The sequence below is a fragment of the Streptomyces sp. NPDC053367 genome, assembly GCF_044545925.1.
In the GTDB taxonomy this organism is placed as follows: Bacteria; Actinomycetota; Actinomycetes; order Streptomycetales; family Streptomycetaceae; genus Streptomyces.
In genome coordinates this window covers 99,686-125,538 of sequence record NZ_JBITYN010000013.1, presented here as the reverse complement: position 1 = coordinate 125,538, position 25,853 = coordinate 99,686, and the positions used below count along the sequence as shown (strand labels likewise).

Annotated in this window: 28 protein-coding genes and 1 tRNA gene; 8 read left to right on the top strand and 21 right to left on the bottom strand. The window is 74.0% G+C overall.

Going from position 1 to position 25,853, the window contains the following annotated elements; translation table 11 throughout:
• Window positions 1-33 precede the first annotated feature (33 nt).
• On the bottom strand, window positions 34-1,548 hold the full coding sequence (locus tag ACIGXJ_RS32130) for a long-chain fatty acid--CoA ligase (RefSeq protein ID WP_399652878.1): 1,515 nt from the start codon (window positions 1,546-1,548) through the stop codon (window positions 34-36).
• A 49-nt stretch (window positions 1,549-1,597) separates the two neighbouring features.
• Entirely contained in the window at window positions 1,598-2,785 is a 1,188-nt protein-coding gene (locus ACIGXJ_RS32125) for a thiolase family protein (RefSeq protein WP_399652875.1), read from the bottom strand.
• 237 nt (window positions 2,786-3,022) lie between these two features.
• On the opposite strand from ACIGXJ_RS32125, the gene ACIGXJ_RS32120 reads away from it, so the two are divergent.
• Both ACIGXJ_RS32120 and ACIGXJ_RS32115 read left to right on the top strand, forming a co-directional pair.
• Complete coding sequence (locus tag ACIGXJ_RS32120; RefSeq protein WP_399652872.1) at window positions 3,023-3,319, top strand: hypothetical protein; 297 nt, start codon at window positions 3,023-3,025, stop codon at window positions 3,317-3,319.
• A 49-nt stretch (window positions 3,320-3,368) separates the two neighbouring features.
• Window positions 3,369-4,181 carry an SAM-dependent methyltransferase gene (locus tag ACIGXJ_RS32115; protein ID WP_399652869.1) on the top strand — a complete coding sequence of 271 codons (813 nt, stop codon included), beginning with the start codon at window positions 3,369-3,371 and terminating at the stop codon, window positions 4,179-4,181.
• Here ACIGXJ_RS32115 and ACIGXJ_RS32110 read toward each other — a convergent pair.
• Window positions 4,171-5,406 (bottom strand): amidohydrolase, encoded by a 1,236-nt coding sequence (locus tag ACIGXJ_RS32110; RefSeq protein ID WP_399652866.1) that lies wholly within the window; start codon window positions 5,404-5,406, stop codon window positions 4,171-4,173. The two genes, ACIGXJ_RS32115 and ACIGXJ_RS32110, sit on opposite strands and share 11 nt — an antisense overlap.
• Before the next feature lie 108 nt (window positions 5,407-5,514).
• Window positions 5,515-6,375 carry an HAD family hydrolase gene (locus ACIGXJ_RS32105; RefSeq protein ID WP_399652863.1) on the bottom strand — a complete coding sequence of 287 codons (861 nt, stop codon included), beginning with the start codon at window positions 6,373-6,375 and terminating at the stop codon, window positions 5,515-5,517.
• A gap of 117 nt (window positions 6,376-6,492) precedes the next feature.
• On the opposite strand from ACIGXJ_RS32105, the gene ACIGXJ_RS32100 reads away from it, so the two are divergent.
• The 6 genes from ACIGXJ_RS32100 (at window position 6,493) to ACIGXJ_RS32075 (ending at window position 11,343) form a co-directional block, all read left to right on the top strand.
• Complete coding sequence (locus ACIGXJ_RS32100) at window positions 6,493-7,329, top strand: SAM-dependent methyltransferase (RefSeq protein WP_399652860.1); 837 nt, start codon at window positions 6,493-6,495, stop codon at window positions 7,327-7,329.
• 25 nt (window positions 7,330-7,354) lie between these two features.
• Entirely contained in the window at window positions 7,355-8,758 is a 1,404-nt protein-coding gene (locus tag ACIGXJ_RS32095; protein ID WP_399652857.1) for a glutamine synthetase, read from the top strand.
• Between the two features lies 1 nt (window position 8,759).
• On the top strand, window positions 8,760-9,896 hold the full coding sequence (locus ACIGXJ_RS32090) for an amidohydrolase family protein (RefSeq protein ID WP_399652854.1): 1,137 nt from the start codon (window positions 8,760-8,762) through the stop codon (window positions 9,894-9,896).
• Between the two features lie 24 nt (window positions 9,897-9,920).
• The gene (locus ACIGXJ_RS32085) at window positions 9,921-10,448 is read left to right on the top strand and encodes an NUDIX hydrolase family protein (protein ID WP_399653306.1); all 528 of its coding nucleotides are present in this window, start codon (window positions 9,921-9,923) and stop codon (window positions 10,446-10,448) included.
• Complete coding sequence (locus ACIGXJ_RS32080; RefSeq protein WP_399652852.1) at window positions 10,445-10,843, top strand: (2Fe-2S) ferredoxin domain-containing protein; 399 nt, start codon at window positions 10,445-10,447, stop codon at window positions 10,841-10,843. Before ACIGXJ_RS32085 ends, ACIGXJ_RS32080 begins: the two co-directional genes overlap by 4 nt.
• 77 nt (window positions 10,844-10,920) lie before the next feature.
• A complete protein-coding gene (locus ACIGXJ_RS32075; protein WP_399652849.1) occupies window positions 10,921-11,343 on the top strand; it encodes a molybdopterin-binding protein in 423 nt (140 codons plus the stop codon).
• A 3-nt stretch (window positions 11,344-11,346) separates the two neighbouring features.
• Here ACIGXJ_RS32075 and ACIGXJ_RS32070 read toward each other — a convergent pair whose 3' ends face one another.
• The 17 genes from ACIGXJ_RS32070 to ACIGXJ_RS31990 form a co-directional block, all read right to left on the bottom strand.
• Entirely contained in the window at window positions 11,347-12,591 is a 1,245-nt protein-coding gene (locus tag ACIGXJ_RS32070) for a vanadium-dependent haloperoxidase (protein WP_399652846.1), read from the bottom strand.
• A gap of 35 nt (window positions 12,592-12,626) precedes the next feature.
• Window positions 12,627-13,778 carry an LLM class flavin-dependent oxidoreductase gene (locus ACIGXJ_RS32065; protein ID WP_399652843.1) on the bottom strand — a complete coding sequence of 384 codons (1,152 nt, stop codon included), beginning with the start codon at window positions 13,776-13,778 and terminating at the stop codon, window positions 12,627-12,629.
• Window positions 13,779-13,808: 30 nt separating this feature from the next.
• Window positions 13,809-14,366: an NADPH-dependent FMN reductase gene (gene ssuE / locus ACIGXJ_RS32060; protein WP_399652840.1), complete on the bottom strand. Its 558-nt coding sequence runs from the start codon at window positions 14,364-14,366 to the stop codon at window positions 13,809-13,811.
• A gap of 202 nt (window positions 14,367-14,568) precedes the next feature.
• Window positions 14,569-14,649: a putative leader peptide gene (locus ACIGXJ_RS32055; RefSeq protein ID WP_358839838.1), complete on the bottom strand. Its 81-nt coding sequence runs from the start codon at window positions 14,647-14,649 to the stop codon at window positions 14,569-14,571.
• A 204-nt stretch (window positions 14,650-14,853) separates the two neighbouring features.
• Window positions 14,854-14,930: transfer RNA gene (locus tag ACIGXJ_RS32050), tRNA-Pro, on the bottom strand.
• A gap of 91 nt (window positions 14,931-15,021) precedes the next feature.
• Window positions 15,022-16,317 (bottom strand): MFS transporter, encoded by a 1,296-nt coding sequence (locus ACIGXJ_RS32045; RefSeq protein WP_399652838.1) that lies wholly within the window; start codon window positions 16,315-16,317, stop codon window positions 15,022-15,024.
• Between the two features lie 336 nt (window positions 16,318-16,653).
• Window positions 16,654-17,013, bottom strand: coding sequence for an MmcQ/YjbR family DNA-binding protein (locus ACIGXJ_RS32040; RefSeq protein WP_399652836.1), 360 nt, complete (start codon window positions 17,011-17,013; stop codon window positions 16,654-16,656).
• A gap of 30 nt (window positions 17,014-17,043) precedes the next feature.
• Window positions 17,044-17,565: a GNAT family N-acetyltransferase gene (locus ACIGXJ_RS32035; RefSeq protein ID WP_399652833.1), complete on the bottom strand. Its 522-nt coding sequence runs from the start codon at window positions 17,563-17,565 to the stop codon at window positions 17,044-17,046.
• Window positions 17,562-18,110 carry a helix-turn-helix domain-containing protein gene (locus ACIGXJ_RS32030; protein WP_399653303.1) on the bottom strand — a complete coding sequence of 183 codons (549 nt, stop codon included), beginning with the start codon at window positions 18,108-18,110 and terminating at the stop codon, window positions 17,562-17,564. The genes ACIGXJ_RS32035 and ACIGXJ_RS32030 overlap by 4 nt, the downstream gene beginning before the upstream one ends.
• Window positions 18,111-18,325: 215 nt before the next feature.
• A complete protein-coding gene (locus ACIGXJ_RS32025) occupies window positions 18,326-19,228 on the bottom strand; it encodes a LysR family transcriptional regulator (RefSeq protein WP_399652830.1) in 903 nt (300 codons plus the stop codon).
• Between the two features lie 17 nt (window positions 19,229-19,245).
• Window positions 19,246-20,445, bottom strand: coding sequence for a glycine C-acetyltransferase (locus ACIGXJ_RS32020; RefSeq protein ID WP_399652827.1), 1,200 nt, complete (start codon window positions 20,443-20,445; stop codon window positions 19,246-19,248).
• Between the two features lie 23 nt (window positions 20,446-20,468).
• On the bottom strand, window positions 20,469-21,497 hold the full coding sequence (gene tdh, locus ACIGXJ_RS32015; protein WP_399652825.1) for an L-threonine 3-dehydrogenase: 1,029 nt from the start codon (window positions 21,495-21,497) through the stop codon (window positions 20,469-20,471).
• Window positions 21,498-21,673: 176 nt separating this feature from the next.
• Window positions 21,674-22,237 (bottom strand): GAF domain-containing protein, encoded by a 564-nt coding sequence (locus ACIGXJ_RS32010; RefSeq protein ID WP_399652823.1) that lies wholly within the window; start codon window positions 22,235-22,237, stop codon window positions 21,674-21,676.
• The gene (locus ACIGXJ_RS32005; protein WP_399652821.1) at window positions 22,234-22,860 is read right to left on the bottom strand and encodes a GTP-binding protein; all 627 of its coding nucleotides are present in this window, start codon (window positions 22,858-22,860) and stop codon (window positions 22,234-22,236) included. The genes ACIGXJ_RS32010 and ACIGXJ_RS32005 overlap by 4 nt, the downstream gene beginning before the upstream one ends.
• Window positions 22,838-23,209: a DUF742 domain-containing protein gene (locus tag ACIGXJ_RS32000; protein ID WP_399652819.1), complete on the bottom strand. Its 372-nt coding sequence runs from the start codon at window positions 23,207-23,209 to the stop codon at window positions 22,838-22,840. The genes ACIGXJ_RS32005 and ACIGXJ_RS32000 overlap by 23 nt, the downstream gene beginning before the upstream one ends.
• Window positions 23,210-23,211: 2 nt before the next feature.
• On the bottom strand, window positions 23,212-23,646 hold the full coding sequence (locus ACIGXJ_RS31995) for a roadblock/LC7 domain-containing protein (RefSeq protein WP_399652816.1): 435 nt from the start codon (window positions 23,644-23,646) through the stop codon (window positions 23,212-23,214).
• Window positions 23,647-23,744: 98 nt separating this feature from the next.
• Window positions 23,745-25,706, bottom strand: coding sequence for an ATP-binding protein (locus tag ACIGXJ_RS31990; RefSeq protein ID WP_399652813.1), 1,962 nt, complete (start codon window positions 25,704-25,706; stop codon window positions 23,745-23,747).
• Between the last annotated feature and the right edge of the window lie 147 nt (window positions 25,707-25,853).

Here is a 25,853-nt window from a genome sequence, read left to right as displayed (position 1 = left end):
TGACGCCGGCCTCGCCCTCCGCGGACCGGCCCGCTATCCCACCGCGTACCGCGCGCGCAGTTCCCGCTTGAGGACCTTCATGCTCGGCCCGAGCGGCAGGGTGTCCGTGAACTCCACGCGGCGCGGGTACTTGTGCTTGCCGAGGCGTTCGCGGGACCACTCGGTGAGGGCGGCCGCGTCCGGCTCGGGGGTGCCCGGCGCGGGCACGACCACCGCGCACACCTCCTCGCCGTGCAGCTCGTCCGGCAGGCCGATGACGGCGACCTGCGCGACGGCGGGGTGGCGCATGAGCACCTCCTCGACCTCGCGCGGGTAGACGTTGAAGCCGCCGCGGATGATGACGTCCTTCTTGCGGTCGACGATCCTGAGGAAGCCCTCGTCGTCCTTGGTGCCGAGGTCGCCGGTGCGGAACCAGCCGTCGACGAGCGCCTCGGCGGTGGCCTCGGGCCGGCCGAGGTAGCCGGAGAAGACGTTGTGGCCGCGGATGACGACCTCGCCGAGCTCGCCGGGCGGCAGCAGTTCGACGGCGCCCTCCAGCTCCGCGCGGGCGATCTCCACGTCCACGCCCCACAGCGGGTGCCCGATGGTGCCGGCCCTGGTGCCGAAGCAGGGCTGGTTCACGGTCGCCGTGGGCGAGGTCTCCGACAGCCCGTAGCCCTCGTAGACCGTCGTCCCGAAGGCCGCCTCGAAGCGCTCCAGCACGGCGACGGGCAGCGAGGCGCCGCCGGAGATGCAGATCCGCAGGCGGGGCAGGGCCTTCGCCTCGGCCGCGGCGGCGGCGAGGGCGACGAACATGGTGGGCACGCCGTGGAAGGTGTCGACCTTCTCCGCCACCATCAGCTCGATCGCGCGGGCCGCGTCGAAGCGCGGCAGCAGCACGAGGGTGGCGCCCGCGCGCCAGGTGGAGTTCAGCGACACCGTCTGGCCGAAGGCGTGGAAGAGGGGCAGCGCGCCGAGGGCCCGGTCCTCGGGGCGTATGTCGTTGGCGTCGAAGGCGTTGACGGTCGCGTTCATCACCAGGTTGAAGTGGCTGAGCACCGCGCCCTTGGGCACGCCGGTCGTGCCGCTGGTGTAGAAGACGACGGCCGGGTCGTCGGCGTTCCGGGTGACGTACGACGGGAGCGGCTCGGCGATGGCGGCGAGCTTCTCCAACTCGCCGCCCAGCGTGACGACTTGGACGCCGACGGCCTCGGCCGCCGCCGTGCCGGTCTCGGCCTGCGCGGGATGGCACAGCAGCAGACGGGCGCCGCTGTCCTTCAGGACGTGCTCCACCTCCGGCGCCGACAGCAGCAGATGGACGGGGACGACGACCCCGCCGGCCGCGGCGATCGCGTAGTAGGCGATCGGGAACTCGGCGGTGTTGGGGGCCATCAGCGCGACCCGGTCCCCGGGGCGGAGGCCGAGCGCGGTGAGCGCCCCGGCCTGGGCGCGGGCCCGCCGCCAGACCTCGCCGAAGCTCAGCCGCAGATCGCCCTCGACCAGGGCTTCCTTGTCGGGGCGGCGCCGGGCGTTCTCGGCGAGGATGCCGGCGAGGGAGAGGGTTGCCATCGGGGAATGCTCCGTCTCTGCTGTGTGGCTGTGCGGCGGTGGGTGGGTGTCAGTGCCTCTCGACCAGCACCGCGCTCCCCTGCCCCACCCCGACGCACATCGTGGCGAGCCCCCGGGACGCACCCGTACGGCGCATGCGATGCAGCAGGGTCGTCAGGATGCGGGCGCCCGAGCAGCCGAGGGGGTGGCCGAGGGCGATGGCGCCGCCGCTGGGGTTGACCAGGTCCGGGTCGATGCCGAGCTGGTCGACGCAGGCCAGGGCCTGCGCGGCGAAGGCCTCGTTGAACTCGGCCTCCTGGACGTCGCCGACCTCCCAGCCGACCCGGGCGAGCGCCTTGCGCGTGGCCGGGACGGGGCCGATGCCCATCACGTCGGGGTGGACGCCGGCGGAGGCGCCGGCGACGTAGCGGCCGAGGGACTCCAGGCCGAGTTCGTTCAGGGCCTCCTCGCTGACCAGCAGCAGGCCCGCGGCGCCGTCGTTCATCGGGGAGGCGTTGCCCGCGGTGACGCTGCCGCCCGCGCGGAAGACGGGCTTCAGGCGCGCCAGCTTCTCGTAGGAGGTGTCCTCGCGGATGCATTCGTCGGCGTCGACGACGACCCCGTCCGGCCGCTCCACCGGCAGGAGTTCGTCGTCGAAGTGGCCGTTCTTGCGGGCCTGCGCGGCGAGCTGGTGGCTGCGCAGGGCGAACTCGTCCTGCCGTTCGCGGGTCACGCCGTGGCGGGCGGCGACCTCCTCGGCGGTCTCGCCCATGGACAGCAGTCCGTGCAGGTCCTTCATCGCCGGGTTGACCAGCCGCCAGCCGAGCCGGGTGTCGGCGGTCTCGATGCGGTGCGGGAGGGCCTCGTCGGGCCGGGGCAGCACGAAGGGGGCACGGCTCATGGACTCGGAGCCGCCCGCGAGGACGATGTCGGCCTCACCGGAGGCGATGGTGCGGGCGGCGGCGGTGACCGCCTCGAGGCCCGAGGCGCACAGCCGGTTCACGGTGGCGCCCGGCACGGTCTCGGGCAGGCCCGCGAGGAGGGCGGCCATGCGGGCGACGTTGCGGTTGTCCTCGCCGGCCTGGTTGGCCGCGCCCCAGTAGACGTCGTCGACGCGGGCCGGGTCGAGGGCGGTCACATCGGCGACCAGGCCGCGGATCACGGCCGCGGCGAGATCGTCGGGACGGACGGCGGACAGGGCGCCGCGCAGCTTGCCGATGGGCGTGCGGCGGGCGGCCGCGAAGTGGACGGGACGCACGGTGGGACTCCTGACCGACGACGCTGTGGGACCAGAACTCTCGATGAGCCGGGGCTCGCGCTGAACAAGAGCCCTTGTGGACCGAGAGCCCTTAATTAGCACTGCTAGTTTCGGACTATAGACGCCCGACTGCCCCGCTGGGAAGATCCACCGCAACCTTCCACCCGCGCCGCCGGAGGACACATGCCCGAGCACACCTTCCCGAGCAACGCATCGCCCCCGCGAGGCCCAGCAGACATGGCCGGACATCGCCCCCGGCTCGACGGCAAGGCCCCAGCCGTGGCCGCGCGGCTCGGGCTGCGCCAGGACGCCGACCGGCTGCCCGGCCCTTCCGGTTCTTGCGGCCCTCCCGGCCTGCCCGGCCTGCTCGGCCTGCTCGGCCTGCCCGGCCTGCCCGGCCTGCCCGGCCTGCCCGGCCTGCCCGGCCTGCCCGGCCTGGCCGGAAGGGCCGAACCGGCTGTGCCAGCGGGCCCGTTGGTGCGGGCCGCGCCGGAGGAGGAGGTGGCCGAAGACTGTCTCCGCGCGACCGCTTGATCGTGTCAGACTGCTCGCACGACGCCCGCCGCCAGACCGAGGAGCATGTGTGACCGGGACCCAGCCGGCCTCCCCGTACATCGACACCAGCAGGCCGCACCCGGCCCGGGTCTACGACTGGTATCTCGGCGGCAAGGACAACTACCCGGTCGACGAACAGCTCGGCCGGCAGATCATGGCCATCGACTCCGGCGCCCCGCGGGCCGCGCGCGCCAACCGCTGGTTCATGCAGCGGGCGACCCGGCTGCTGGCCAGGGAGACCGGAATCCGCCAGTTCCTGGACATCGGCACCGGCATACCGACCGAGCCCAACCTCCACCAGATCGCCCAGGGCGTGGCACCCGAGGCACGGGTGGTCTACGTCGACAACGACCCGATCGTCCTCGCACACGCAGGCGCCCTGCTGCGCAGCACCCCCGAGGGTGTCACCGAGTACCTCCAGGCCGACGCGCGCGAGCCGCGGACCATCCTCGAACAGGCGGGCCGCATCCTGGACTTCGAGCGCCCGATCGCCGTGTCGCTGATCGCGCTGCTGCACTTCATCGCGGACGAGGACGGCGCCCACGACCTGGTGAGCACGCTGGTCGACGCGCTGGCGCCGGGCAGCTGCCTGGTGCTGTCGGCGATGACGGCCGACTTCGAGCCGGAGAACGTACAGCGGGGCATCGACGCCTACACCGCCCAGGGCGTGACCCTCGTCGCCCGCGACAGGGCGGGGATGGCCGGCTTCTTCACCGGGCTCGACCTGCTGGAGCCCGGAGTCGTGTCGGTGGCCGACTGGCGGCCCGAGCTCGCGGAGGGCGAGTCCGACCTCGGCCGCGGGCCGGTGTCGCTGTACGGCGCGGTCGGCGTCAAGCGCTGAGGCGGCTCAGGGCAGCCGACACCAGCGTCTGCACCCCGGGCACGAGCACGGAGGGGTCGGGGGCGAACAGCGGGCTGTGGTTGCTGGGCACGGCCTCGAACTTCTCCGGCAGCCCGTCCCCCGGCGCCGCCTCCCACGCCTCGGCCGGGGTGGACGTCACGAACCAGTAGTCGTACGGCACGCCTTCGGGCACGAGCAGCGAGAAGTCCTCGCTGCCCATCGCCGGGCCGAGGTCCAACACCCTCTCCGTGCCGAAGAGTTCGCCGTGCACCGCGGCGATCTCGGCGTCCAGGGCCGCGTCGTTGACGGTGACGGGATAACCGGTGTCGCGGACCGTCACCTCCGGCGGCACCGGGCAGCCCGCGGCCGCGCACTCGCCCTCGACGATCCGCCGCACCGCGGCGAGGACCCGGTCCCGCACCAGCGGGTCCTGGCTGCGCAGGTTCACCGAGAGCCGCGCCTCGGACGGGATGATGTTGGGCTTCGTACCGGCGTGGAACTCCCCCACCGTCAGCACCACCGCGTCCTTCGCCGCCACCTCCCGGGAGACGACGGTCTGCAGCCGGGTGACCACGTGCGCGGCCGTCACCACCGGATCGACGGTCGTCTCGGGGCGCGAGCCGTGCCCGCCGAGGCCGTGCACGACGACGTCGACGGTGTCGGAGGCCGACATGATCAGCCCCGGCGTGTGCGCGTACAGGCCCACGAGCCCGGGAGTGACGTGCTGGCCGAGGAGCACGTCCGCGCGCGGGAACCGCTCGTGCAGGCCGTCGGCGGCCATGGCGGCGCCGCCGCCGGTCTCCTCGGCGGTCTGCCCGACCACCACGAGCGTGCCGGACCAGGCGTCGCGGCCCGCCGCGAGCACCTCGGCGGCGGCCGCCAGCCAGGTGATGTGCAGATCGTGCCCGCAGGCGTGCATCACACCGTCCACGGTCGAGGCGTACGGCAGTCCGGTCGCCTCCCGCACCGGCAGCGCGTCCATGTCTCCGCGCAGCCACACCACCGGTCCGTCGCCGTTGCCGAGCACCCCGACCACGCCCGTGCCGGCGACGCCCTCGGTGACGGTGAACCCGGCCGCGCGCAGCCGCAGGGCGAGCTTCGCGGCGGTGCGGTGCTCCTGGAAGCCCAGTTCGGGGTGGCGGTGCAGGTCCTCGTAGAAGTCCGCCAGCTCCCGGTGCCGGAGCGCGGAGGTCAGTTCCCTGGTCAGCCGGACGGGCTCGGTCATCTGGCTCCCTCTCGTCGGAGTCTCGTCGAACTCACGCCGTACGCAGTTGGACTCACGTCGGACTCTCGTCGCGGGCGAAGGCCCTGATCACCGGCCACCATGGCACGGCTACGTGAACAGCGGCAGTCCCAGCACGCGCGCGACGGTGCGCAGCACTCCGTTGTCGGTGTTGGCGGGCGCCAGGTGCCGCGCCCGGCGCACGACCTCAGGGTGGGCGTTGGCCATGGCGAAGGACCAGTCGGCGGCGTCGAGCATCTGCAGGTCGTTGAGGTAGTCGCCGAAGACCATGGTCTGCGCGGGTGTGACGCCCAGCTCCCGCTGGAGGCGGCGCAGCGCGGCGCCCTTGTCGGCCGTGCGGTTCATCAGGTCGACCCAGTGCTCGCCGGAGACGACGACCTGATGGGTGGCGGCGAAGGCCGCGAGGGCCGGGGCGGTGGTCTGCTCGGCGGGCCCGAAGTCGAACAGAGCGATCTTGAGGATCTCGTCCTCGACGGCCGTGGCGTCGGCGACGACCCGGTTCTCGACGTAGTAGCGGCGGACCTCGGCGAGGAAGGGCTCGTCGGCGCGTTCGACGTAGGCGGAGCGCTTGCCGCAGACGACCGCGCCCACGTCGACGCCGTCCGCGTTCAGCCGGCGTACGGTCTCCAGCACCTCGGCGACCACGGCCCTGTCCAGCGGGTCGGAGCTGAGCTCGACGCCGTCGCGGACGACGTAGGTGCCGTTCTCGGCGATGAAGACCATGCCGTCGGCCGCGCGGGAGAACTCGCGGGCGAGGGTCGCGTACTGGCGGCCGCTGGCCGGGCAGAACAGCACGCCGCGCTCGCGCAGCAGCTCCAGCGCGGTCCACAGCTCGGCCGGAGGCCGCTTGTCGTCGTCGAGGAGGGTGCCGTCCATGTCGGTGACGATCAGCCGGATGTCGGCCGGGGCGGCGGCGGTGTGGAGGGGTGCGGGCGTCGGGGAGTAGGGCATGTCTGCTTCCTGGCTCGGCGGGTACGGACCTCCACGGCACCTCGTCGTTTCCGTGAACGACCGTCCACCCTACCGGGGCGGCCGAATCCCGGGACAGCTGATCATGGGCGGGGCACAATGGCGGCGAGGTGCCGCGAGAGGGAGGCGAGCGAGGTGAGCGACAGCCCGGAGGGTACGGCCCGGCCGGACACCACCGTGGCGCACAACGCCCGGGTCTGGAACTACTGGATCGGCGGCGAGGACCACTACGAGGTGGACCGGCGGGTCGGCGCGCAGGTGGCCGGCCTGTTCCCGGTGATCCGGGACGTGGCGCGCGCCGACCGCGACTTCCTGGGCCGTGCGGTCGCCCTCCTGGCCGGTGAGCGCGGGGTGCGGCAGTTCCTGGACATCGGCACCGGCCTGCCGACCGTCGACAACACCCACGAGATCGCCCAGCGGATCGCCCCCGACTCGAAGATCGTGTACGTCGACAACGACCCGACCGTCCTGCTGCATGCCCGCAACCTGCTGACCAGCACTCCCGAGGGCGTCACCGGCTACCTCGACGCCGATGTGCGCGAGCCCGAGACGATCGTGGCGCGGGCCGGCGGGACGCTGGACTTCGAGCGGCCGGTCGCGGTGATGATGCTCGGCGTCCTGAACTTCGTGCCGGACACCGACCAGGCCCGCGAGATCGTGCGCCGGGTCATGGCCGCCGTCCCGTCGGGCAGCTTCCTGGTGCTGACACACCCCACCTTCGACGCGGACCTCGGCGGCGAGGGCAATGTGGCGGCGATGGAGTTCTGGAACGCCCACGCGACCCCGCCGATCACGGCCCGCCCCCGCGAGGAGGTCGCCGGCTTCTTCGCGGGGCTGGACCTGCTGGAGCCGGGCCTGGTGCCGTGCTCGCGGTGGCGGGCGGAGGCGCACGCGCCGGTGGTGCCGCAGTTCGGCGCGGTGGCCGTGAAGCCGTGACGCCCACGGCCTGTGAGGAGGACGTATGACCACCCTGGCCGACCCGGTCCCCGGCGGCCGTCCCGGCGACGTCGAGCGGGCGACCGCGCTCGCCGCCGAGCTCGCGGGTCGGGGCGTGCACGGGATCGTGCTGGCTTACGTCGACACGGCGGGTGTCGGCCGGGTCAAGACGATCCCGGCCGGACGGCTCGCGGACGCCGCCGCCTGGGGCGTGGGCATGTCGCCGGTGTTCGACACCTTCCTGGCAGGCGACGCGATCGTCACCACGGACGTGCTCGGCTCCCCCGACGGCGATCTGCGGCTCTACCCCGACCTGGACCGGCTCACCGTGCTGGCCGCGCAGCCCGGCTGGGCGTGGGCGCCGGTCGACCGGATCACCCAGGACGGCGAGCCGCACCCGGGCTGCTCGCGCACCTTCCTGCGGCACACCCTCACCGACGCGCGGGCCCGGCACGGCCTGGACTTCCGGGCCGCGGTGGAGATCGAGTGGGCGCTCGGCCTGGACTCGGCGCCGCCCGGCGAGTTCGTGCCGGCGGCCACGGGACCGGCGTACGGGGCGACCCGGCAGGTGGAGATGAGCCGTTTCGGCGCGGACCTGCTGGCCGTGTGCGCGGCGCAGGGCGTGGACGTCGACCAGTTCCATCCGGAGTACGCGGCCGGGCAGTTCGAGATCTCCACCGGCGCGCTCGACCCGGTCGCGGCGGCCGACCGCAGTGTGCTGGTGCGGCACACCGTCCGCGCGGTCGCCCACCGGCACGGACTGCGGGTCTCCTTCTCCCCCGCCGTCAACGCGACAGGTGTCGGCAACGGCGGGCATCTGCATCTGTCCGCCTGGCGCGACGGCGTCAATCTGCACACGGGCGGGGTCCGGCGCCACGGCATGACCGCAGAGGCGGAGGCGTTCGCGGCCGGTGTCCTCGCCCGGCTGCCCGCGCTGACGGCCGTGACCGCGCCCAGCCCGGCCAGCTATCTGCGGCTGCGGCCCTCCCAGTGGGCCGGCGTCTACACCGCGTGGGGCCTGGAGACACGGGAGTGCGCGCTGCGCCTGGTCGCCGGTACGGCCGGGCTGCGCGACCGCGCCGCGAACCTGGAGGTCAAGCCGGTCGACCTGGCCGCCAACCCCTACCTGGCGCTGGGCTGTGTGATCGCGGCGGGCCTGGACGGGGTGGAGTCGGAGGCGGTCCTGCCCGCCGAGACCACCGGCGACCCCGCCCTGCTCGCCCCGGAGGAGGCCGCGGCCCGCGAGGTGCGGCGCCTGCCGAAGACCCTGGCCGAGTCCGTCGAGGCGTTCCGCGGCGACGAGGTGCTGCGCACCGCCCTCGGGCCGGTCCTCGCCGACGCGGTGACCGCCGTGCGCGAGGGGGAGGCCGCCCAGGTGGACGGTCTCGAGGACGCGCAGATCGCCGCCGCCTACCGCTGGGTGTACTGAGATGAGGCCCGCCGGAGCCGTGCACGAGGCGCTCGCCGAGCTGGCGTTGACCGACCACCACTGCCACGGCGTGGCCACCGGCGCCCTGACGCCCGCCGGGTTCGAGGCGCTGCTCACCGAGGGCGACCCCTGGCCGGGTGTCTCGGCCTTCGACACACCGGTCGGCACGGCCGTACGGCGTCACTGCGCGCCGCTGCTGGACCTGCCGCGGCACGCGCCGGCCGGGGAGTACCTGGCCCGGCGGGCGGAGCTGGGGCCGCGGGAGGTCGAGCGCCGGTTCCTCACCGCGACCGGCACGGCGGTGTTCTGCGTCGACACGGGGTTCGCGCCGGACCTGCTGGGCAGCCCCGCCCAACTCGCCGAAGCGGCGGGGGCGGTGGCGTTCGAGGTGGTGCGGCTGGAGAGCGTCGCCGAGGCCGTGGCGGCGCGGGGCGTGGAGGCGGACGCGTACGCCGAGACCTTCCGCGCGGCCGCGCTGGACGCCGTGCGCCGGCCCGGCGTGGTGGGCGTGAAGTCGGTGGCCGCGTACCGGACCGGCTTCGCCCTGGACCCCGCCCGGCCCACGGACGCGGAGGTCACCGCCGCGGCCGGGCGCTGGCTGGCGCGCGGCGGCCGGCTGGACGATCCGGTGCTGGTCCGCCAACTCCTGTGGACCGCCGTCGACCTGGGGCTGCCGCTCCAGCTGCACACCGGGTTCGGCGACAACGACCTGCGGATGCACCGCTCGGACCCTGCGCTGCTGACCGACTGGCTGCATCTGACCTCCGGCACGATCCCCGTACTGTTCCTGCACTGCTGGCCCTATCAGCGCCAAGCCGCCTATCTGGCCGCGGTGTTCGAGCAGGTGTACCTGGACGTGGGGCTCACGCTGCACCATGTGGGCCCGGTGCGGGCGCGGGCGGTGCTGGAGGAGGCGCTGGAGATCACCCCGTACCGCAAGCTGCTGTACAGCTCCGACGCCTGCGGTCTCGCCGAGTTCCACTGGCTGGGGGCGCTGGCCTTCCGCCGCGGGCTCGGCGAGCTGCTGCAGGACCGGGTGGACGCCGACGAGATGGCCCCGGCGGACGCCGTACGCCTCGCGCGGTGGGCGGGAGCGGACAACGCCCGCCGGGTCTACCGCCTTTCCGACGACCTCTGAAAGTATGATCAAGCAATGTCTGACATGACCGAAACCACGCCCGGCTGGCTGACTCCCGACGAGCTGGAGATGGCACGCGCCCGCATGCCGATCCTGTACGTCGAGGCGGTGCCGGTGCGGGTGGACGACAGCGGCGAGGTCACCAGCATCGGACTGCTGCTGCGCATCGGCCCGGACGGCACGGTCAGCCGTACCCTGGTCTCGGGCCGGGTGATGCACCACGAGCGGGTGCGCGACGCGCTGCTGCGCCATCTGGAGAAGGACCTCGGCCCGGTGGCGCTGCCCCGTGTACCGGCCTCCCCGCAGCCGTTCACGGTCGCGGAGTACTTCCCCACGGCGGGCATCACTCCGTACCACGACCCGCGCCAGCACGCGGTGTCCCTCGCCTACGTCGTCCCGGTCACGGGTGACTGCCGGCCCCGGCAGGACGCCCTGGACCTGGTGTGGTTCAGCCCGCAGGAGGCGGCGTCGGCGGCGGTGCAGAGCGAGATGCCGGGCGGGCACGGGGCGCTGCTGAAGCAGGCGCTCGCGCATGTGGGCCTGACGTTTTGAGCCCCTTCGTCAGCGCCGCCCGTCCGTGCACGCTGGTGGTCTGCCGGGGCTGCTGCTGCGGTGACCGCCGCAAGAACCCCGGCTTCGACCACGACTGGCAGCTTCAGGTGCTGCGGGCCGCCGCGGCCGACTCCGGCGGCCGCTTCGCCGTGCGTACGACGGACTGCCTGGGCCCGTGCGGACAGGCCAACGTGGTGGTGGTCCAGCCCTCGGCGGCGGGCCGGCGGGCGGGCGGCCGCGCGGTGTGGGTGGGCTTCGCGCTGGACGACGCCTGCACGGAGGACCTGGTGAGCTGGGCGGCGGCGGGCGGGCCCGGCATCGCCGAGCCGCCGGTCACGCTGGAGCTGCAGTTCATTTCGGCGCCACGGGAGGCCAGGACCCGCGCCCGGCGGTGAGTCGCGGCCACCGGCCGTACCGTAGGGGCAAACCGGACATACCTCTTCGTGAGGTCCAGACGCTGTGAGGCGCCCCGATGAGCCTGAGCATCCGCAACCAGCTGACCGGCACGGTCGTCACCGTCGTCCCCGGCGAGGTCATGGCGACGGTCGGGGTGCGCCTCGACGGCGGCCTGGAGCTCACCGCGGCGGTCACCCGGGAGGCGGTCGACGAGCTGGAGCTCGCTCCGGGCTCCGCCGTGCGCGCCCTGGTGAAGGCCACCGAGGTGGCGCTGGCCACCGGGCCGGTGGAGGGCCTGTCCATCCGCAACCGGCTGCCCGGCGTGGTCCGGGAGGTCGCCAGGGGTGGCGCCATGGCCTCGGTGAAAGTCGCGGTCGACGGCGGCGGCGAGCTGACCGCCGCCGTGACCAGGGACGCCGTCGCGGAGCTGGCGCTGGGCGCGGGCGACCCGGTGACGGCCCTGGTCAAGGCGACGGAGGTGTCGCTCGCGACCGGCTGACGGTCACAGCGCGCCGTAGAGCCTCCGCGAGTGCTCCAGCGCGTACCGGGCCACGTCGGTGCCGAGGACGACCCCCGCCTCGTCGGCGGAGCGGGTGTGGATGCCGGAATAGACCCGGGCGTCGACGTTCTCGGCGGTGAGCCGGTGCCAGCTCGTGTACGTGCGGGTCACGCCCGGCGCCGTCGGGCTGGTCAGCTCGAACGGCTCGGTGCGCGGCCCGGCCAGCGCGCTCAGCACCGTCTCGGCCGCCCCGGCGTAGGTGGCGTGGCCGCTCGGGTAGTCGGGGTGCGCGGGCGTGCTGTGCAGCGGCGTCCAGGCCGGGTCGGGGTCGAGCGCGCCGGTGCGCAGGGCGGTGACGGGCCGCCAGCGCAGATACGTGTACTTGCTGTCGGAGGTGGCGATCTGCGTGTCCACCAGAGCGGCGTGGAACAGCGCCACCAGCCGGGCCCGCTCCGCGGTGGACTTCCCCGAGCGGGCGAGGGCGACGCGCAGCGGCTGGGTGTACAGGGTGAGCGAGGAGCCGTACCAGAACTGCGCGGTCTGCGTCTGCCGCGCGGTGCGGACCGTGCTGTCGGCCGCCCCGTACGCCCGTACCTCGGCGAGGTCGGTCCGGTAGCGGGCGGAGCCCAGCGCGGGCGGCGGGCCGAGCCGGAACAGGTCGGCACGCTCCAGCAGGAAGGGCTCGGCGAGCCGGTTGCCGTACTGGGCGGCCGGGGCGTACGCGGGCGGGGTCGGCTGCCATGTGCCCGGCGTGGCGGGCGGCACCGTGAAGGGGGTGTTCACCGAGGCCGGGTCGAGGCCGTCGTCCTGCCGGGCCGCGAGCACCTCGGCGGCCTGCCGGGCCCCGGCGGCGATCCCGCGCTCCTCGGCGGGCCCGTCCGGGATCGCCGCCAGCGTCCGTTGCAGCGCGGCGTCCAGCGCCTCGGTCCGTGCCGGGGCCAGGGCGGTCAGCGCGTCGTGTACGGCCGAGGCGAGGGCCGCGTCCTGGAACGCGCCGCGGTCGGCACCGGGCGGCACCTGCCGGGTCGCCCTGGCCGCGGCGAGCCAACCGATCGCCCAGGTACGGCTGTTGGTGATCTGCGTGGGGGCGCCCGCGGCGGCGATCGTCTCGGCCGTGGTGTCGTACCAGTCGAGGGCGGCGGAGCCGGTGACGGCCGGCGCGGTCGCGGCGGGGGGTGCGGGGGTCACGGCCAGCAGGGCGGTGGCGGTGAGCGCCACGGCTGCCGATCTGACGCGGAAGGAGGTCACAGGGGTCCCTTCGGAGGTGGAGTGTCTCGGTGCGGTCAGCCGGTGCCCGCGAAGGGCACGGCGGAGGCGACGGCGGCCGGGTCGCCGGACGGGTGCCGCCACAGGCCGCGCGCGGCCAGCCGGGGCAGGACGCCCTCGCCGAACCAGTACGCCTCCTCCAGGTGCGGGTAGCCGGAGAGGACGAACTCGTCGATGCCGAGGGCTTGGTACTCCTCGACGCGGTCGGCCACCTCGTCGTGGCTGCCGACCAGCGCGGTGCCGGCGCCGCCGCGCACCAGGCCGATGCCGGCCCACAGGTTGGGGTGGATCTCCAGGCGCTCGCGGCTGCCCCCGCCGTGCAGGGCGAGCATGCGCCGCTGGCCCTCGGACTCGCTGCGGGCGAGCCCCGCCTGGACGGCCCGCACGGTCTGCGGGTCGAAGCCGTCCAGCAGCCTGTCCGCCTCGGCCCAGGCCTGCGCGGAGGTGTCCCGGGTGATGACGTGCAGCCGGACACCGAAGCGAAGGGTGCGGTTCCGCCGGGCGGCGAGCCCGCGGATCCACGCGATCTTCTCGGCGACCTGGGCGGGCGGTTCGCCCCAGGTGAGGTACACGTCGGCGTGCCGGGCGGCGACCTCCCCGGCGACGGGCGAGGAGCCCCCGAAGTACACCTCGGGGACCGGCTCGGGCACCCGGGTCAGCCGGGCGCCCTCCACCCGGAGGTGCTCGCCGTGCAGATCGACGGCCTTCCCCTTCCACAACTGCCGTACGACGTCGAGGAATTCGTCGGTGCGGCGGTAGCGTGCGTCCTTGTCGAGGAAGTCGCCGTAGGCGCGCTGCTCCTGGCTCTCGCCGCCGGTGACGACGTTCAGCAGGAGCCGGCCGCCGCTGTGCCGCTGGAAGGTGGCGGCCATCTGCGCGGCGAGCGTGGGCGAAACGAAGCCGGGCCGGAAGGCGACGAGGAACTTCAGGCGCTCGGTGTGCCGGCTGACCATCGCGGTCGTCAGCCAGGCGTCCTCGCACCAGGCCCCGGTGGGGGTGAGGGCGCCGACGAAGCCCAGGTCCTCGGCGGCGCGGGCGATCTGGCTGAGGTAGGCGACCGTCGGCGGCCGGTCGCGCCCGGACGTGGTGGCCGGGCTGCCGTGCCCGCCGACGACGACATCGCGGCTGTCGCCGTTGGTGGGCAGGAACCAGTGGAAGGTGAGGGACACGGGGCGACTCCTGTCGGGCGGTCCGGGCGCTCAGCCGGTGGCGGCGAGGAGGGCGGGCCGGCCGCCGAGGGCGAGCGAGAACTGGTCGGTGACCTGCGCCAGGGCCTCCGCCGAGGCCGGTGCGACGGTCAGCGTGCCGTCGTCGCCGACGGTGATGTCCTTGTCGAGGGTGAACCAGCCGGGAGTGATGTGCGCGGGGCCCATGGAGGCCAGCACCGGGCGCAGCGCGTAGTCGATGGCGAGGACGTGCGCGGTGGTGCCGCCGGTGGCCAGCGGCAGGACGGTCTTCCCGGCCAGCGCGTACTGCGGCAGCAGGTCGAGCAGCGACTTCAACAGGCCCGAGTAGGCGGCCTTGTACACGGGCGTGCCGATCACGACCCCGTCGGCGCGGGCGAACAGGGCGGCGGCCTCGACGATCGCCGGATGGCCGAGATCGGCCCCGAGGAGGGCCTCGGCGGGCAGGGTCCGCACCTCCAGCGGTATGACCTCGTGCCCCTGCTCGGTCAGCCGCCGGTCGAGGTGACGCAGCAGACGCGCGGTGCGGGAGGTGGCGGACGGGCTGCCGGATACGGACAGGACGGTGGCCATGCGGGGACCTTTCGGTTCGTGAAGCGCCTGTGCCGCGCAGCGTGGGACGCCGAGCAGCCGGGGATCACCGGTGCACGGGCGCACCGGTCGACCGGCTCAGGGGCGAGTGCGGGCGCGCGGCAGTAAAGCTGGGGAGAACGGCGTCACCGACGCGGAGGGAGCTCCGGCCGGGCGGACGGTACGAGGGATGCCTTCGGTACGGTCAGGCCCGGCAGCGACAGCAGGAGCTGGAGACACGCGCGAGGTCGACGTGGCGTCGCCGCGTGAGGTCCTGTCGCTTCATGCCCCGATCCAAGCAGGGCGGGCTCGAACCGGTCAAGAACACCTCGGCGCTGTTCACATCCCGGAAGCACCGGCGACAGAGACGCGCGGCCGGGCTCGCCCTCGCCTCGGCGGCTCCGCCCGAGCGCGGGCGCCCCGGGGACGGGCATACGGAAAAGGCCGCTTCCCAAATTCTTGAGAAACGGCCTTCGACCTGCGTAGAAGCTGGTCGGGACGACAGGATTTGAACCTGCGACCCCTTGACCCCCAGTCAAGTGCGCTACCAAGCTGCGCCACGTCCCGGTGCCGTCTGACCTGGGGTTTCCCCGGGCCGAACGTGCACAGAAACCATACCGCACTCCGGTCGGTGGTCGCGCACTCCTTTTCGGGGACGTCAGGCGCGGGCGCGGTCGGCGGGCTCGTGGGCGCTCACGGGCGCCGGGGCCGGGTCTACGCGGACCAGGTCGCGGATGGGGCGTACGGCGAGCAGGGCGGCGGCGACCACCAGGCTGACGGCGCCGCTGACGAGCAGCACGCGGTGGGTGCCGAGGGCGGAGGCGGCGGGGCCGGCGAGGGCCTGGCCGACCGGCATCATCGCCAGGGAACCCGCCACGTCGTAGGCGTGGATGCGGTTGAGGACGTCGGGCTGGACCTGGGTCTGGACGGTGGTCGCCCACATGACGCCCCAGAAGGACAGGCCGGCCCCGGCGACCGCGGCTCCGGCCGCCATGGCGGGCACGTCGAGACCGAGTCCGACAGCGGTGGGGAAGGCGGTGAAGCCGGTCACGGCGACCGCGCCGGCCCGCAGCATGCGGCGCGGGCGCAGCCGCAGGGCGATCAGGCCGCCGACGACCGTACCGGCGCCGAGGGCTGAGTTGACCAGGCCGTAGGCGCCCGCGCCGTGCTGCCGCACGACCTCGGTGGCGACGAGCGGGACCGAGGGCCCCCAGACGGCGATCATGTACAGGCACCAGATCGCGATCACGGCCCACATCCAGGTCCGGGAGCGGAACTCGCGCCAGCCCTCGACCAGGTCGGTCCGGAAGGCCCGCGCCCCGCGCCCGGGAACCCGCCCGGCGTGGGCGAGCGGCGGCAGCCGGAGCAGCAGCAGGCACAGGGCGCTGATCGCGTACGTGGCGGCGTGCGCGGCGAAGACGCCGCCCGGGTCGGCGAGCCCGACCAGCACACCGGCGAAGGCGGGCCCGGCGAGCTGGGCCGCGGACTCGGCGACGCGTATCGCGCCGTTGGCGCCCTGGACGTCGGTGGCGAGCCGGGGCACCGTGCTGGCCACGCCGGGCTGGAAGACGGCTCCGGCCACGCCGTTGAGCACGCCGATGACACAGATCTCCCAGAGCACGACATGGCCGGTGCCGAAGAGGACGGCGGTCAGGGCCTGGGTGGCGAGCCGTGCGAGGTCGGCGCCGATCATGAGCTTGCGGGTGCTGAAGCGGTCGGCGATCACTCCGCCGAAGACGACCAGTCCGGCGAAGGCGGCCGCGGTCGCGGCCATCGCCAGACCGACCGCGCCGACGCCGTACCCGTGCTGCAGCAGCCCGGCGGCGAGCGCCACGGGCAGCATGGTGTCGCCGAGCCGGGCGACGGCCCGGGCGACGAAGAAGAGACCGAAGTCGCGCGACCACAGCGGCCGCACACCGCCGACGGCGGCGGCCTTCTCCCCTGGCCCCGCCATCCCCAGTCCTGGCTCCGCCTCCCCCAATCCCGGCTCCGCCTCCCCCGGTCCGGACTGCGCCTCCCCCAGTCCCGGCTCCGCCTCCCCCGGTCCGGACTGCGCCTCCCCCGATTCCGTGCTCGCTCCCCCCGGCTCCGACTGCTGCGACACCCTCCGCGCCATGCTGCGCAACCCCTCCCCGAGCGACCGAGGCACCGAGCTCGGCGAGCCCCCGCGGCATCGAGCCGTCGGGCCGGCGGCTGCCGAGCGGCCGATGACTGGTCCAGACCTGTGCCCCGGATCATGCCACGCGGCACGGCCGCCGCCGAGGGGTTTTCCCTCGCCCGGCAGGCGGCCTCAGTCGGCCGCCGGCAACCCCACTTCCGGATACGCCTCGAGCAGACGCGGCGGGGCGGCCTGGCGCCAGGAGTCGGCGAGGATGTCGTGCAGCTCCCGCTCGTCCTCCAGTGCGGCGAGCCGCACTCTGACCCAGGCGAACTGGGCCTCGTGGCCGGCGATCCAGAACTTGTCGGGCTCGGCCAGGACGAGTTCGTCGCGCTCCTCCTTGGGGCAGCGCACGGCCATGGACGACTCGTCCTCCGGGAGGGTCGCGAACATCTTCCCCGCCACCCGGAACGTGGGCATGCTCCAGGCGACCTTCTCCGTCGTGTCCGGCAGGGACAGGGCGACACGGCGTACGTCTTCGGCTTCCGGCATGACAGGCACCGTAACGCCCGCCACTGACAATCAGCCCGCGGCCAGGCGCTTGTAGTAGATGGTCGTCCCGCACAGCACGCCGGCCGGGCTCGCCGCGTAGTCGGGGATGACGCCCGCCCTGGTCCAGCCCGCGGACCGGTAGAGGCGTTCGGCGGGGCTGTCGGTCTCCGTGTCGAGGTGGAGCAAAGTGATGCCGGCCGCGGCGGCGGCCTCCTCGGCGGTGGTGAGCAGGGTCCGGCCGAGGCCGCGTCCCCGGGCGTCGCGGTGGACCATCAGCTTGACGAGCTCGGCACGGTGCCGGCTGTTGGGCTTGCCGGGAAAGGCGAGGCTCACGGTGCCGACGAGCCGGTCGCCCACGTACGCGGCCCACACCGCGAGCTGTCCGGCGGCCACGGCGGCGGCACGCTCACGCCACCAGGTGAGCGCGTCCGCCGCGTCCATCGGCGCGAGGAAGCCGACCGACGCGCCGCTGTCCACGGCGTCGGCCAGCAGCTGCGCCAACTCTCCTGTCACCGAGGCCATTTGCGATGCGTCCAGTCGGATCACGCTCACGGCAGCACCACCGCCAGGACATAGCGCGCGGACCGCGGCCCCGGGCACCGGAACCGGGTCGGCCCCCACACCCGCATCCGCAGGCAGTCACCCTCGGCGAGGGCGTGCGTGACGTCCTGCGCGGTCACCTCCAACTCCCCCTCCAGCAGCCAGATGTGCTGCTCCAGCCCCGGCACGGGCGGCCGGTCGTAGGCGAGGTCGGCGCCGGGGGCGAGCCTGCCCTCGACGAGTTCGCCGCGCAGCCCGGCATGCGGCGGCGACACGGACCGTCGTACGAAACCGGCGGCGCGGTCCTCCCACACCGGCTGGTCGGCCGGGCGGACCACCGGGGCGGGTTCCGCCTCGACCTCGCTGAGCAGCTGGGACATGGTCCGCCCGTACACCGCGCACAGCCGGTTGAGCTGGGAGGCGGTGGGGCTGATCTCGGCCCGCTCGGCGCGGGAGAGGGTCGAGCGGCTGATGCCGCTACGTTCGGCCAGCTCCCCGAGGGCCCAGCCGCGTTCGGCGCGCAGCTCGGCGAGCCGGGCTCCCAGGCGAAGGTCCATCTCTCTCATATCCGGGACGCTATCCCGGATATGAGACGCCCGTGTTACAGCGCCCTCACACCACCACCCACCCTCACGCTCGCCCTCGCACCCGCCCGCCGCCTCGACTGCGCCCAGGCTCCCTGCCGCCCTCCGGTTCCCGCCGGCCCCGGGCTCGGCCCGCTGAGGCCCTTCTTCCGGACTCCGCGACGCCGACTTGACCCCGGCGACAGGCCCTAGCGCTCGGCCGCCGTACGCAGCGCGTCCAGCACGGGCCGGATCAGCGGATGCTCCTCCGCCCCACGGCGTACGGCCGCGAAGACCCGGCGGGTGGGGGCCACGCCGTCCACCGGGCGGACGACCACCCCCGCGAGGTCCATGCCGCGCAGCGCCGAGCGGGGGACGAGGGCCACGCCCGCGTCGGCCGAGGCGAGGGCGACGACCGCGCGGAAGTCGTCGGAGGAGTGCTCCAGGCGGGGCTCGAAACCCGCGCTCTCGCAGGCCAGCACCACCACGTCATGGCAGGGGTTGCCCGGGGACTGCCCGATCCAGGGGTCCTTCGCCAGCTCGGCCAGCGGCACGACCGGGGACTGCGCCAGCCGGTGGGTCACCGGCACCACCGCGTCGAAGGGCTCGGCGTACAGCGGGACGTGGGTGAGGCGGGGGTCGTCGGCGGAGGGAGCCCCGCGGTACTCCACCGCGACCGCCACGTCGACCTGCCGGTCCAGCACCATCGGCAGGCTGGCGTCGCCCTCGGCGTCCAGCACCCGGATGCGGATACCGGGCGAGGACTCGGCGAGGGAGGCCACCGCGGGTGCGACGACCTGCGCGATGCCGGTCGCGAAGGCGGCGACGGTGACCGTGCCTGCCGCGCCCGAGCCGTACGCGGCCAGCTCCGCCTCGGCGCGCTCCAGCTGGGCCAGGACGGCGTTGGTGTGGCTGAGCAGGATCTCACCCGCGGGGGTGAGCCGTACGCCCTTGGCACCGCGCTCGACGAGCCGGTGCCCGGTCTCCTGCTCCAGGGCGGTGAGCTGCTGGGAGACCGCGGAGGGCGTGAGGTAGAGCGCGGCGGCAGCCGCGGTCACCGTGCGATGGTCGGCCACCGCACGGAGGATGTGCAGCCGCCGCGCTTCGATCACCACTCGATTGTCTCAGCTCAGGCGGCCAGCTCCGCCCGCGCGGCGACGAAGGCGTCCACCGCGCGGTCGACGTCCTCGGTGGAGTGCGCGGCCGAGAGCTGCACGCGGATTCGGGCCTGGCCCTGCGGCACGACCGGGTAGGAGAAACCGATCACGTACACGCCGCGCTCCAGCAGCAGCTCGGCCATCCGGCCCGCCACGGCCGCGTCGCCGATCATCACCGGGGCGATGGCGTGGTCGCCGGGGAGGATGTCGAAGCCCTCCTCGGTCATCCGGCGGCGGAACAGGGCCGTGTTGGACGCGAGCTTCTCCCGCAGGTCCCCGGCCGACTCCAGCAGGTCCAGGACCTTCAGGGACGCGGCGGCGATCACCGGGGCGAGGGTGTTGGAGAACAGGTACGGGCGCGAGCGCTGGCGCAGCAGGGCGACGATCTCGGCGCGGGCGGCGACATAGCCGCCGGAGGCGCCGCCGAGGGCCTTGCCGAGGGTGCCGGTGATGATGTCGACGCGGTCCATCACGCCGTGCAGCTCGGGCGTGCCCCGGCCGCCGGGGCCGACGAAGCCGACCGCGTGCGAGTCGTCGACCATGACCATGGCGTCGTAGCGGTCGGCGAGGTCGCAGATGTCGTTCAGGGGCGCCACGTAGCCGTCCATGGAGAAGACGCCGTCGGTGACGATCAGCTTGCGCCGCGCGCCGCCCGCCGCGGCCTCCTTCAGCTGCGCCTCCAGGTCCGCCATGTCGCGGTTGGCGTAGCGGAAGCGGCGCGCCTTGGACAGGCGGATGCCGTCGATGATCGAGGCGTGGTTGAGGGCGTCGGAGATCACCGCGTCCTCGGGGCCGAGCAGCGTCTCGAAGACACCGCCGTTGGCGTCGAAGCAGGAGGAGTAGAGGATCGTGTCCTCCTGGCCGAGGAAGGACGACAGCCGGGCCTCCAGCTCCTTGTGCACCTCCTGGGTGCCGCAGATGAAGCGCACGGAGGCCATGCCGTAGCCCCAGCGGTCCAGCGCCTCGTGGGCGGCGGCGATCACCTCGGGGTGGTCGGCGAGGCCGAGGTAGTTGTTGGCGCAGAAGTTGAGGACCTCACCGGGGCGGCCGCCCGCGGTGACGTTCACGGTCGCCGACTGCGGGGTGCCGATCACCCGCTCGGGCTTGTGCAGACCGGCGGCGCGGATCTCGTCGAGGGTGGTGCGCAGGTCGTCGCGCACGGAGTCGAACATTCCAGAGGCTCCTAGGAAGAGGGTTACGCGGTCCAGTCGAGGATGACCTTGCCGCCGCGGCCGCTCGCGGCGTCGGCGAAGGCCGCCTCGAAGTCGCGGTAGCCGTAGCGGCCGGTGATCACGGGGGCGAGGTCGAGCCCCCCCTCCAGCAGGACGGACATCGCGTACCAGGTCTCGAACATCTCGCGGCCGTAGATGCCCTTGATGGTGATCATGGAGGTGACGATCCGGGCCCAGTCGACCGGGAACTCCTGCGCGGGCAGGCCGAGCATGGCGATCCTGCCGCCGTGGGTCATGTTGGCGATCATGTCGCGCATCGCGACGGGGTTGCCGGACATCTCCAGGCCGACGTCGAAGCCCTCGCGCAGACCGAGCTCGCGCTGGCCGTCGGCGATCGAGAGGCGGGAGACGTTCAGGGCGAGGCTGACGCCGATCTTGCGGGCGAGGTCCAGGCGCTCCTCGCTGACGTCGGTGATCACGACGTTGCGGGCGCCCGCGTGCCGGGCCACGGCCGCCGCCATCAGGCCGATGGGCCCGGCGCCGGTGATCAGGACGTCCTCGCCGACCAGCGGGAAGGACAGCGCGGTGTGCACGGCGTTGCCGAACGGGTCGAAGATCGCGGCGATGTCCAGGTCGACGGGGACGCGGTGCACCCAGACGTTGGAGGCGGGCAGGGCGACGTACTCGGCGAAGGCGCCGTCGCGGCCCACGCCCAGGCCGACCGTGGCGCGGCACAGGTGGCGGCGGCCGGCCAGGCAGTTGCGGCACTTGCCGCACACCAGGTGCCCCTCGCCGCTGACCCGGTCGCCGACGGCGATGTCGCTGACGTCCCGCCCGGTCTCGACGACCTCGCCGACGAACTCGTGCCCGAGCACCAGCGGGGTGCGGATCGCCTGCTGCGCCCAGCCGTCCCAGGAACGGATGTGCAGGTCGGTACCGCAGATGCCGGTGCGCAACACCTTGATCAGCACGTCTCCGGGGCCGATCTGCGGCTCGGGGACGTCCACGAGCCAGAGCCCGGGCTCCGCCTTCTCCTTGACCAGCGCCTTCACGGATGCGGCTCCTGAGGGTGAGATCCGGGACGCGGGCACGCCGAAGGAGCCCGTGGACCGGGGGCAGATGGGGAATCGCACAGCAATCTGCCGTATCGCGCGCCCCACCGTCCATCGAGCTTTTCTTAAGCGCCGCCACAGCTTTCCTTCACGCCCCTCCGGGCGCGCCTGCCGCTTCAGTGCGGTGGCCCCGCCTCCAGTCGTACGACGAGTTCGGCGGCGGCCGCCTTGATGGCGTCCAGCCCCTCCCGTCCCCAGGTCCGCGGGGCCACGTCGGCGACGCACACCGTGCCGAGGACCATGCCGGTGCTGTCCAGCAGCGGGGCGCCGAGGTAGGAGTGGATGCCGAGGTCCTCGACGACGGCGTTGCCCGCGAAGCGGGGGAAGTCGCGCACGTCCTGCAGCGCCAGCGCCCTGCGCCGGGCGACGACATGGGGGCAGTAGCCGTGGTCGCGGGGCAGGAAGCGGCCGATCTCGACGCGCGTGCCGTCCTCCCGTACGACCGGCGCGGCCGCCGGTGCGTGCAGTCCGGCGAAGAACTGCCCGTACTCGCCGGGGAAGTTGACCATGGCGTACGTCGTCCCGGTGCGCCCGGCGAGCCGGGCCGCGAAGGTGTCGAGCGCGGGCTCGGGACGCTCACCGAGGCCCAGCCCGCGCAGTCGGCGCGCGCGGGCGGGTGCCTCGGTGTCCTGCGGTGTGAGCAGCAGCCGGCCGACCGGGCGGGGCGGGTCGTAGCTCATCTGCGCACCCCCTCGCTCTCGGTCGGTGCGGAGGTGACGGGGGCGTGGGCGATGAGGTACCGCACCAGCGTGAGCAGCGTCTGCACGCCGGAGCTGGAGATCCGGGCGTCGCAGCAGACGACGGGGATCTCCGGGGCCAGGTCGAGGGCGGCGCGCACCTCCTCGGGGTGGTAGCGGTAGGCGCCGTCGAACTCGTTGACGGCGACGATGAAGGCGAGGCCGCGTTCCTCGAAGAAGTCGACGGCGGCGAAGCACTCCTCCAGCCGGCGGGTGTCGGCGATGATGACCGCGCCGAGGGCGCCCTCGGACAGTTCGTCCCACATGAACCAGAACCGCTGCTGCCCCGGCGTACCGAAGAGGTAGAGCACGTGTTCGGGGTCGAGGGTGATGCGGCCGAAGTCCATGGCGACGGTGGTCTCGAGTTTGTTCTCGATGCCGTCGAGGTTGTCGGTTGCGGCACTGACCGTGGTGAGGAGCTCCTCCGTGGAGAGCGGGGCGATCTCGCTGACCGCGCCGACGAACGTGGTCTTGCCGACCCCGAAGCCGCCCGCCACCAGGATCTTGAGCGCGGTGGGGAAGGGGTCCGTGGCGCCGTCGTAGTCAGAGCTGTCGTCGTAGTCCATCGAGCACTGCCTCCAGAAGGGCCCGGTCCGTGCGGTTGTGGTGGAACTCGGGGGGCTTGGTGGTGAGCGCCCCGCAGTCGACGAGGTCGGACAGCAGCACCTTGGTGACCGCCGCCGGCAGCTTGAGGTGGGCGGCCACCTCGGCGACCGAAATGGGTGCCCGGCACAGGTCGAGGGCCAGCGCGTGTTCCGGGACCGGATGGCCGAGGGGGGTGACCCCGGTGGCCATCACCTGTGACATGAGGTCGAAAGCATGGGTGGGGCGGGTGCGGCCGTTGCTGATCGTGAACGGGCGCACGAGCCGTCCCGCCGCCTCGTCGAGCCACGGCCCGTCACCGGCCGCCGCCACGCTCAAGGCCTCATCACCGGGGGTTCGACGGCGTGCTGGCGGGGGGCGGTGACCAGGTAGGGGCGGACGCTCTTGACGAGCATGGCCATCTCGTAGCCGAGCACGGCGGCGTCGGCCTCGCGGCCGGCCGTGACGGCGAGGCAGGTGCCGGCCCCGGCGGTGGTGACGAACAGCAGCGAGTTGTCGAGTTCGACGACCACCTGCCGTACGTCCCCGCCGTCGCCGAACCGGGCGCCCGCGCTACGGCCGAGCGAGTACAGGCCGGAGGCGAGGGCGGCCATGTGGTCGGCGCCGTCGGGGTCGAGGCCGTGCACGGACTTCACGAGGCCGTCGCAGGACAGCAGGACCGCGCTGGTCGTGTGCGGCACCCGCTGCACGAGGCCGCTCATCAGCCAGTCGAGGTCGGAAACATGGCCGGTCGGCGCGTCGGTCGCCATGGTGGTTCGACTCCTTGGGATATGGGGGGCCGCCGTCGCGCCGTGGGCGCCGACGACTGCGGTGGGGGTGGGTGCGGTGGAGGTCGGTGGGTGGGGGGTCATCCGGCCGGCGCGCTCCCGTCGTACCGGACGGTGCGGTCGGGACTGTCCGCGGAGTGCGGTGCCGTACGGGGTTCGGGGGCCGCCACCACGACGTTCTGGGCGGCGTCCCCGTAGGGCAGCGGGGGGTGAGCGGCCGTCAGGCCGGTCTCGCCGTGCGAGGCCTCCAGGCTCTGCTGCGCCTCCGCGAGGCCGATGCCGCGCTGGAAGGCGGCCATCAGCCCGGGGTCGTGCCCGACGTGCTCCTCGGCGTCGGGGCGGGGCGCGGGCCGTTCGCGCAGCTGGGGCACGAGGTGCTCCTGCGCCCGGCGCCTGGGCAGCCGGGGCTTGCCCATGGTGCCGCGGACGGCGCCGTTGCGCGGCACCGGCGGCGCTGCCGCGTGCTCCTCCACCAGCGGCCGCTCGTCGGGCCGGATCCCGGGCCTGGCCTCGGCCGGGGTCCGCCGCTCCTGCCGCGCCCCGCGCACGGGCAGTGGCACGGCGGCGGCCCGCCCGGGGGCCGTCGCGGGCCGCGGCTGAGCGTGGGAGGCGGGCACGGCCGGGACGCCGTAGGGGGGCGTGGGCGGTACGGGCGAGGCGGCCGCCGGGGAGGGCTCGTTCGACGGGACGGGCCGGATGTGCCGGCCGGGCGGGTCGCGGCGTACCCCGGGCGCCTCCCCGGCGGGGCCGGTCGCGTCGCCGTGCGGCCGGGCGGGTGCGGGGGTGGCCGGCGCGGTCGCCGTGTCCGCCTCGGTGGGCCGTCCGGCGTTGTCCGGCTGCCCGCCCAGCAGGTCCTGGGGGACGACGAGGACCGCCTGGACACCGCCGTAGATGTTCGTCTGGAGGCGCACGGTGATGCCGTGGCGGCGGGCGAGCTGGGAGACGACGAACAGGCCGATGCGCCCGTCGGCCAGCAGGCTGGCGACGTTGACCTGGTCGGGGTCGGCGAGCAGGGCGTTCATGCGGTTCTGCTCGCCGACGGGCATGCCGAGGCCGCGGTCCTCGACCTCGACGGCGAGGCCGGAGGTGACCAGGTTGGCGCGCAGCAGCACCTGGGTGTGCGGGGCGGAGAACACCGTGGCGTTCTCGACGAGTTCGGCGAGCAGGTGGATGACGTCGGCGACGGCGTGTCCGCGCAGCTCGCCGTCGACGGGCGGCACGAGCCGGACCCGCGAGTACTGCTCGACCTCGGCGATCGCCGAGCGCAGCACCTCGGTCATGGGGACCGGGTTGCTCCACTGCCGGCGCGAGACGGCGCCGCCGAGCACGGCGAGGTTCTCGGCGTGGCGGCGGATGCGGGTGGCGAGGTGGTCGACGTGGAAGAGGCCCTTGAGCAGGTCGGGGTCCTCGATCTCGTTCTCCAGCTCGTCCAGCGTGGCGATCTCGCGGTGCACGAGCGACTGCAGGCGCCGTGCGAGGTTGACGAAGACCTCCAGCTTCTGCTCGCTGCCGGTCTGGCTGGACAGTTGCGCGGCCTGCACGACGGCGGTGACGGCGCCGTCGTGCGCGTGGGCCAGATCGGCGGCGAGCAGCTCGAAGTCGTCGGCGTCCGCGGGCGGCCGGGAGCGGGCCCGGCGCGGGGGCGGGGGCTCGCCCCGGCGCAGCGCCTCCACCAGGGAGCGCAGCTCGGCCTCGCGGCGGGCGCTGCCGCGGCGCAGGGCGCCGACGCGCTCGTGCACGGTCCGCGCGGCCCGGTCGGCGGCCACGGCGGCGATCACGATGCCGGCGAGCGTCACGCACACGGCTCCGGTGAGCACGGCCCACAGGATGGGGCCGGTGCGCGCGCCGGTGGAGCGGACGGTGAACAGGACGGCCGCGCCGGCGCCGAGGGCGACCGCGGTCGGCGGCAGCACGGCCAGCCGCAGCAGTTGCGGCCGTATGTGGGCCTCGGGCAGCGCGGGTGCGGTACGGGCGACCGGCCGTCCGTGCCGTCCGCCCTCGCGGCGGTCTGCGCGTGCGGCGGGTGCGCGGAGGTGAGACATCGGTGTCCTCGTACTGGTCCGTGTGCTGGCGCGAAGGAGGGCCGCGGCGATGGGCCCTGCGTCGCCCGACGGACACTGACAGTAGTCGGCAACACCTCATGTGCGGCGGGCAGTTGGCAAAGTCCCCCGGGAACCGTCCCGCTCTGG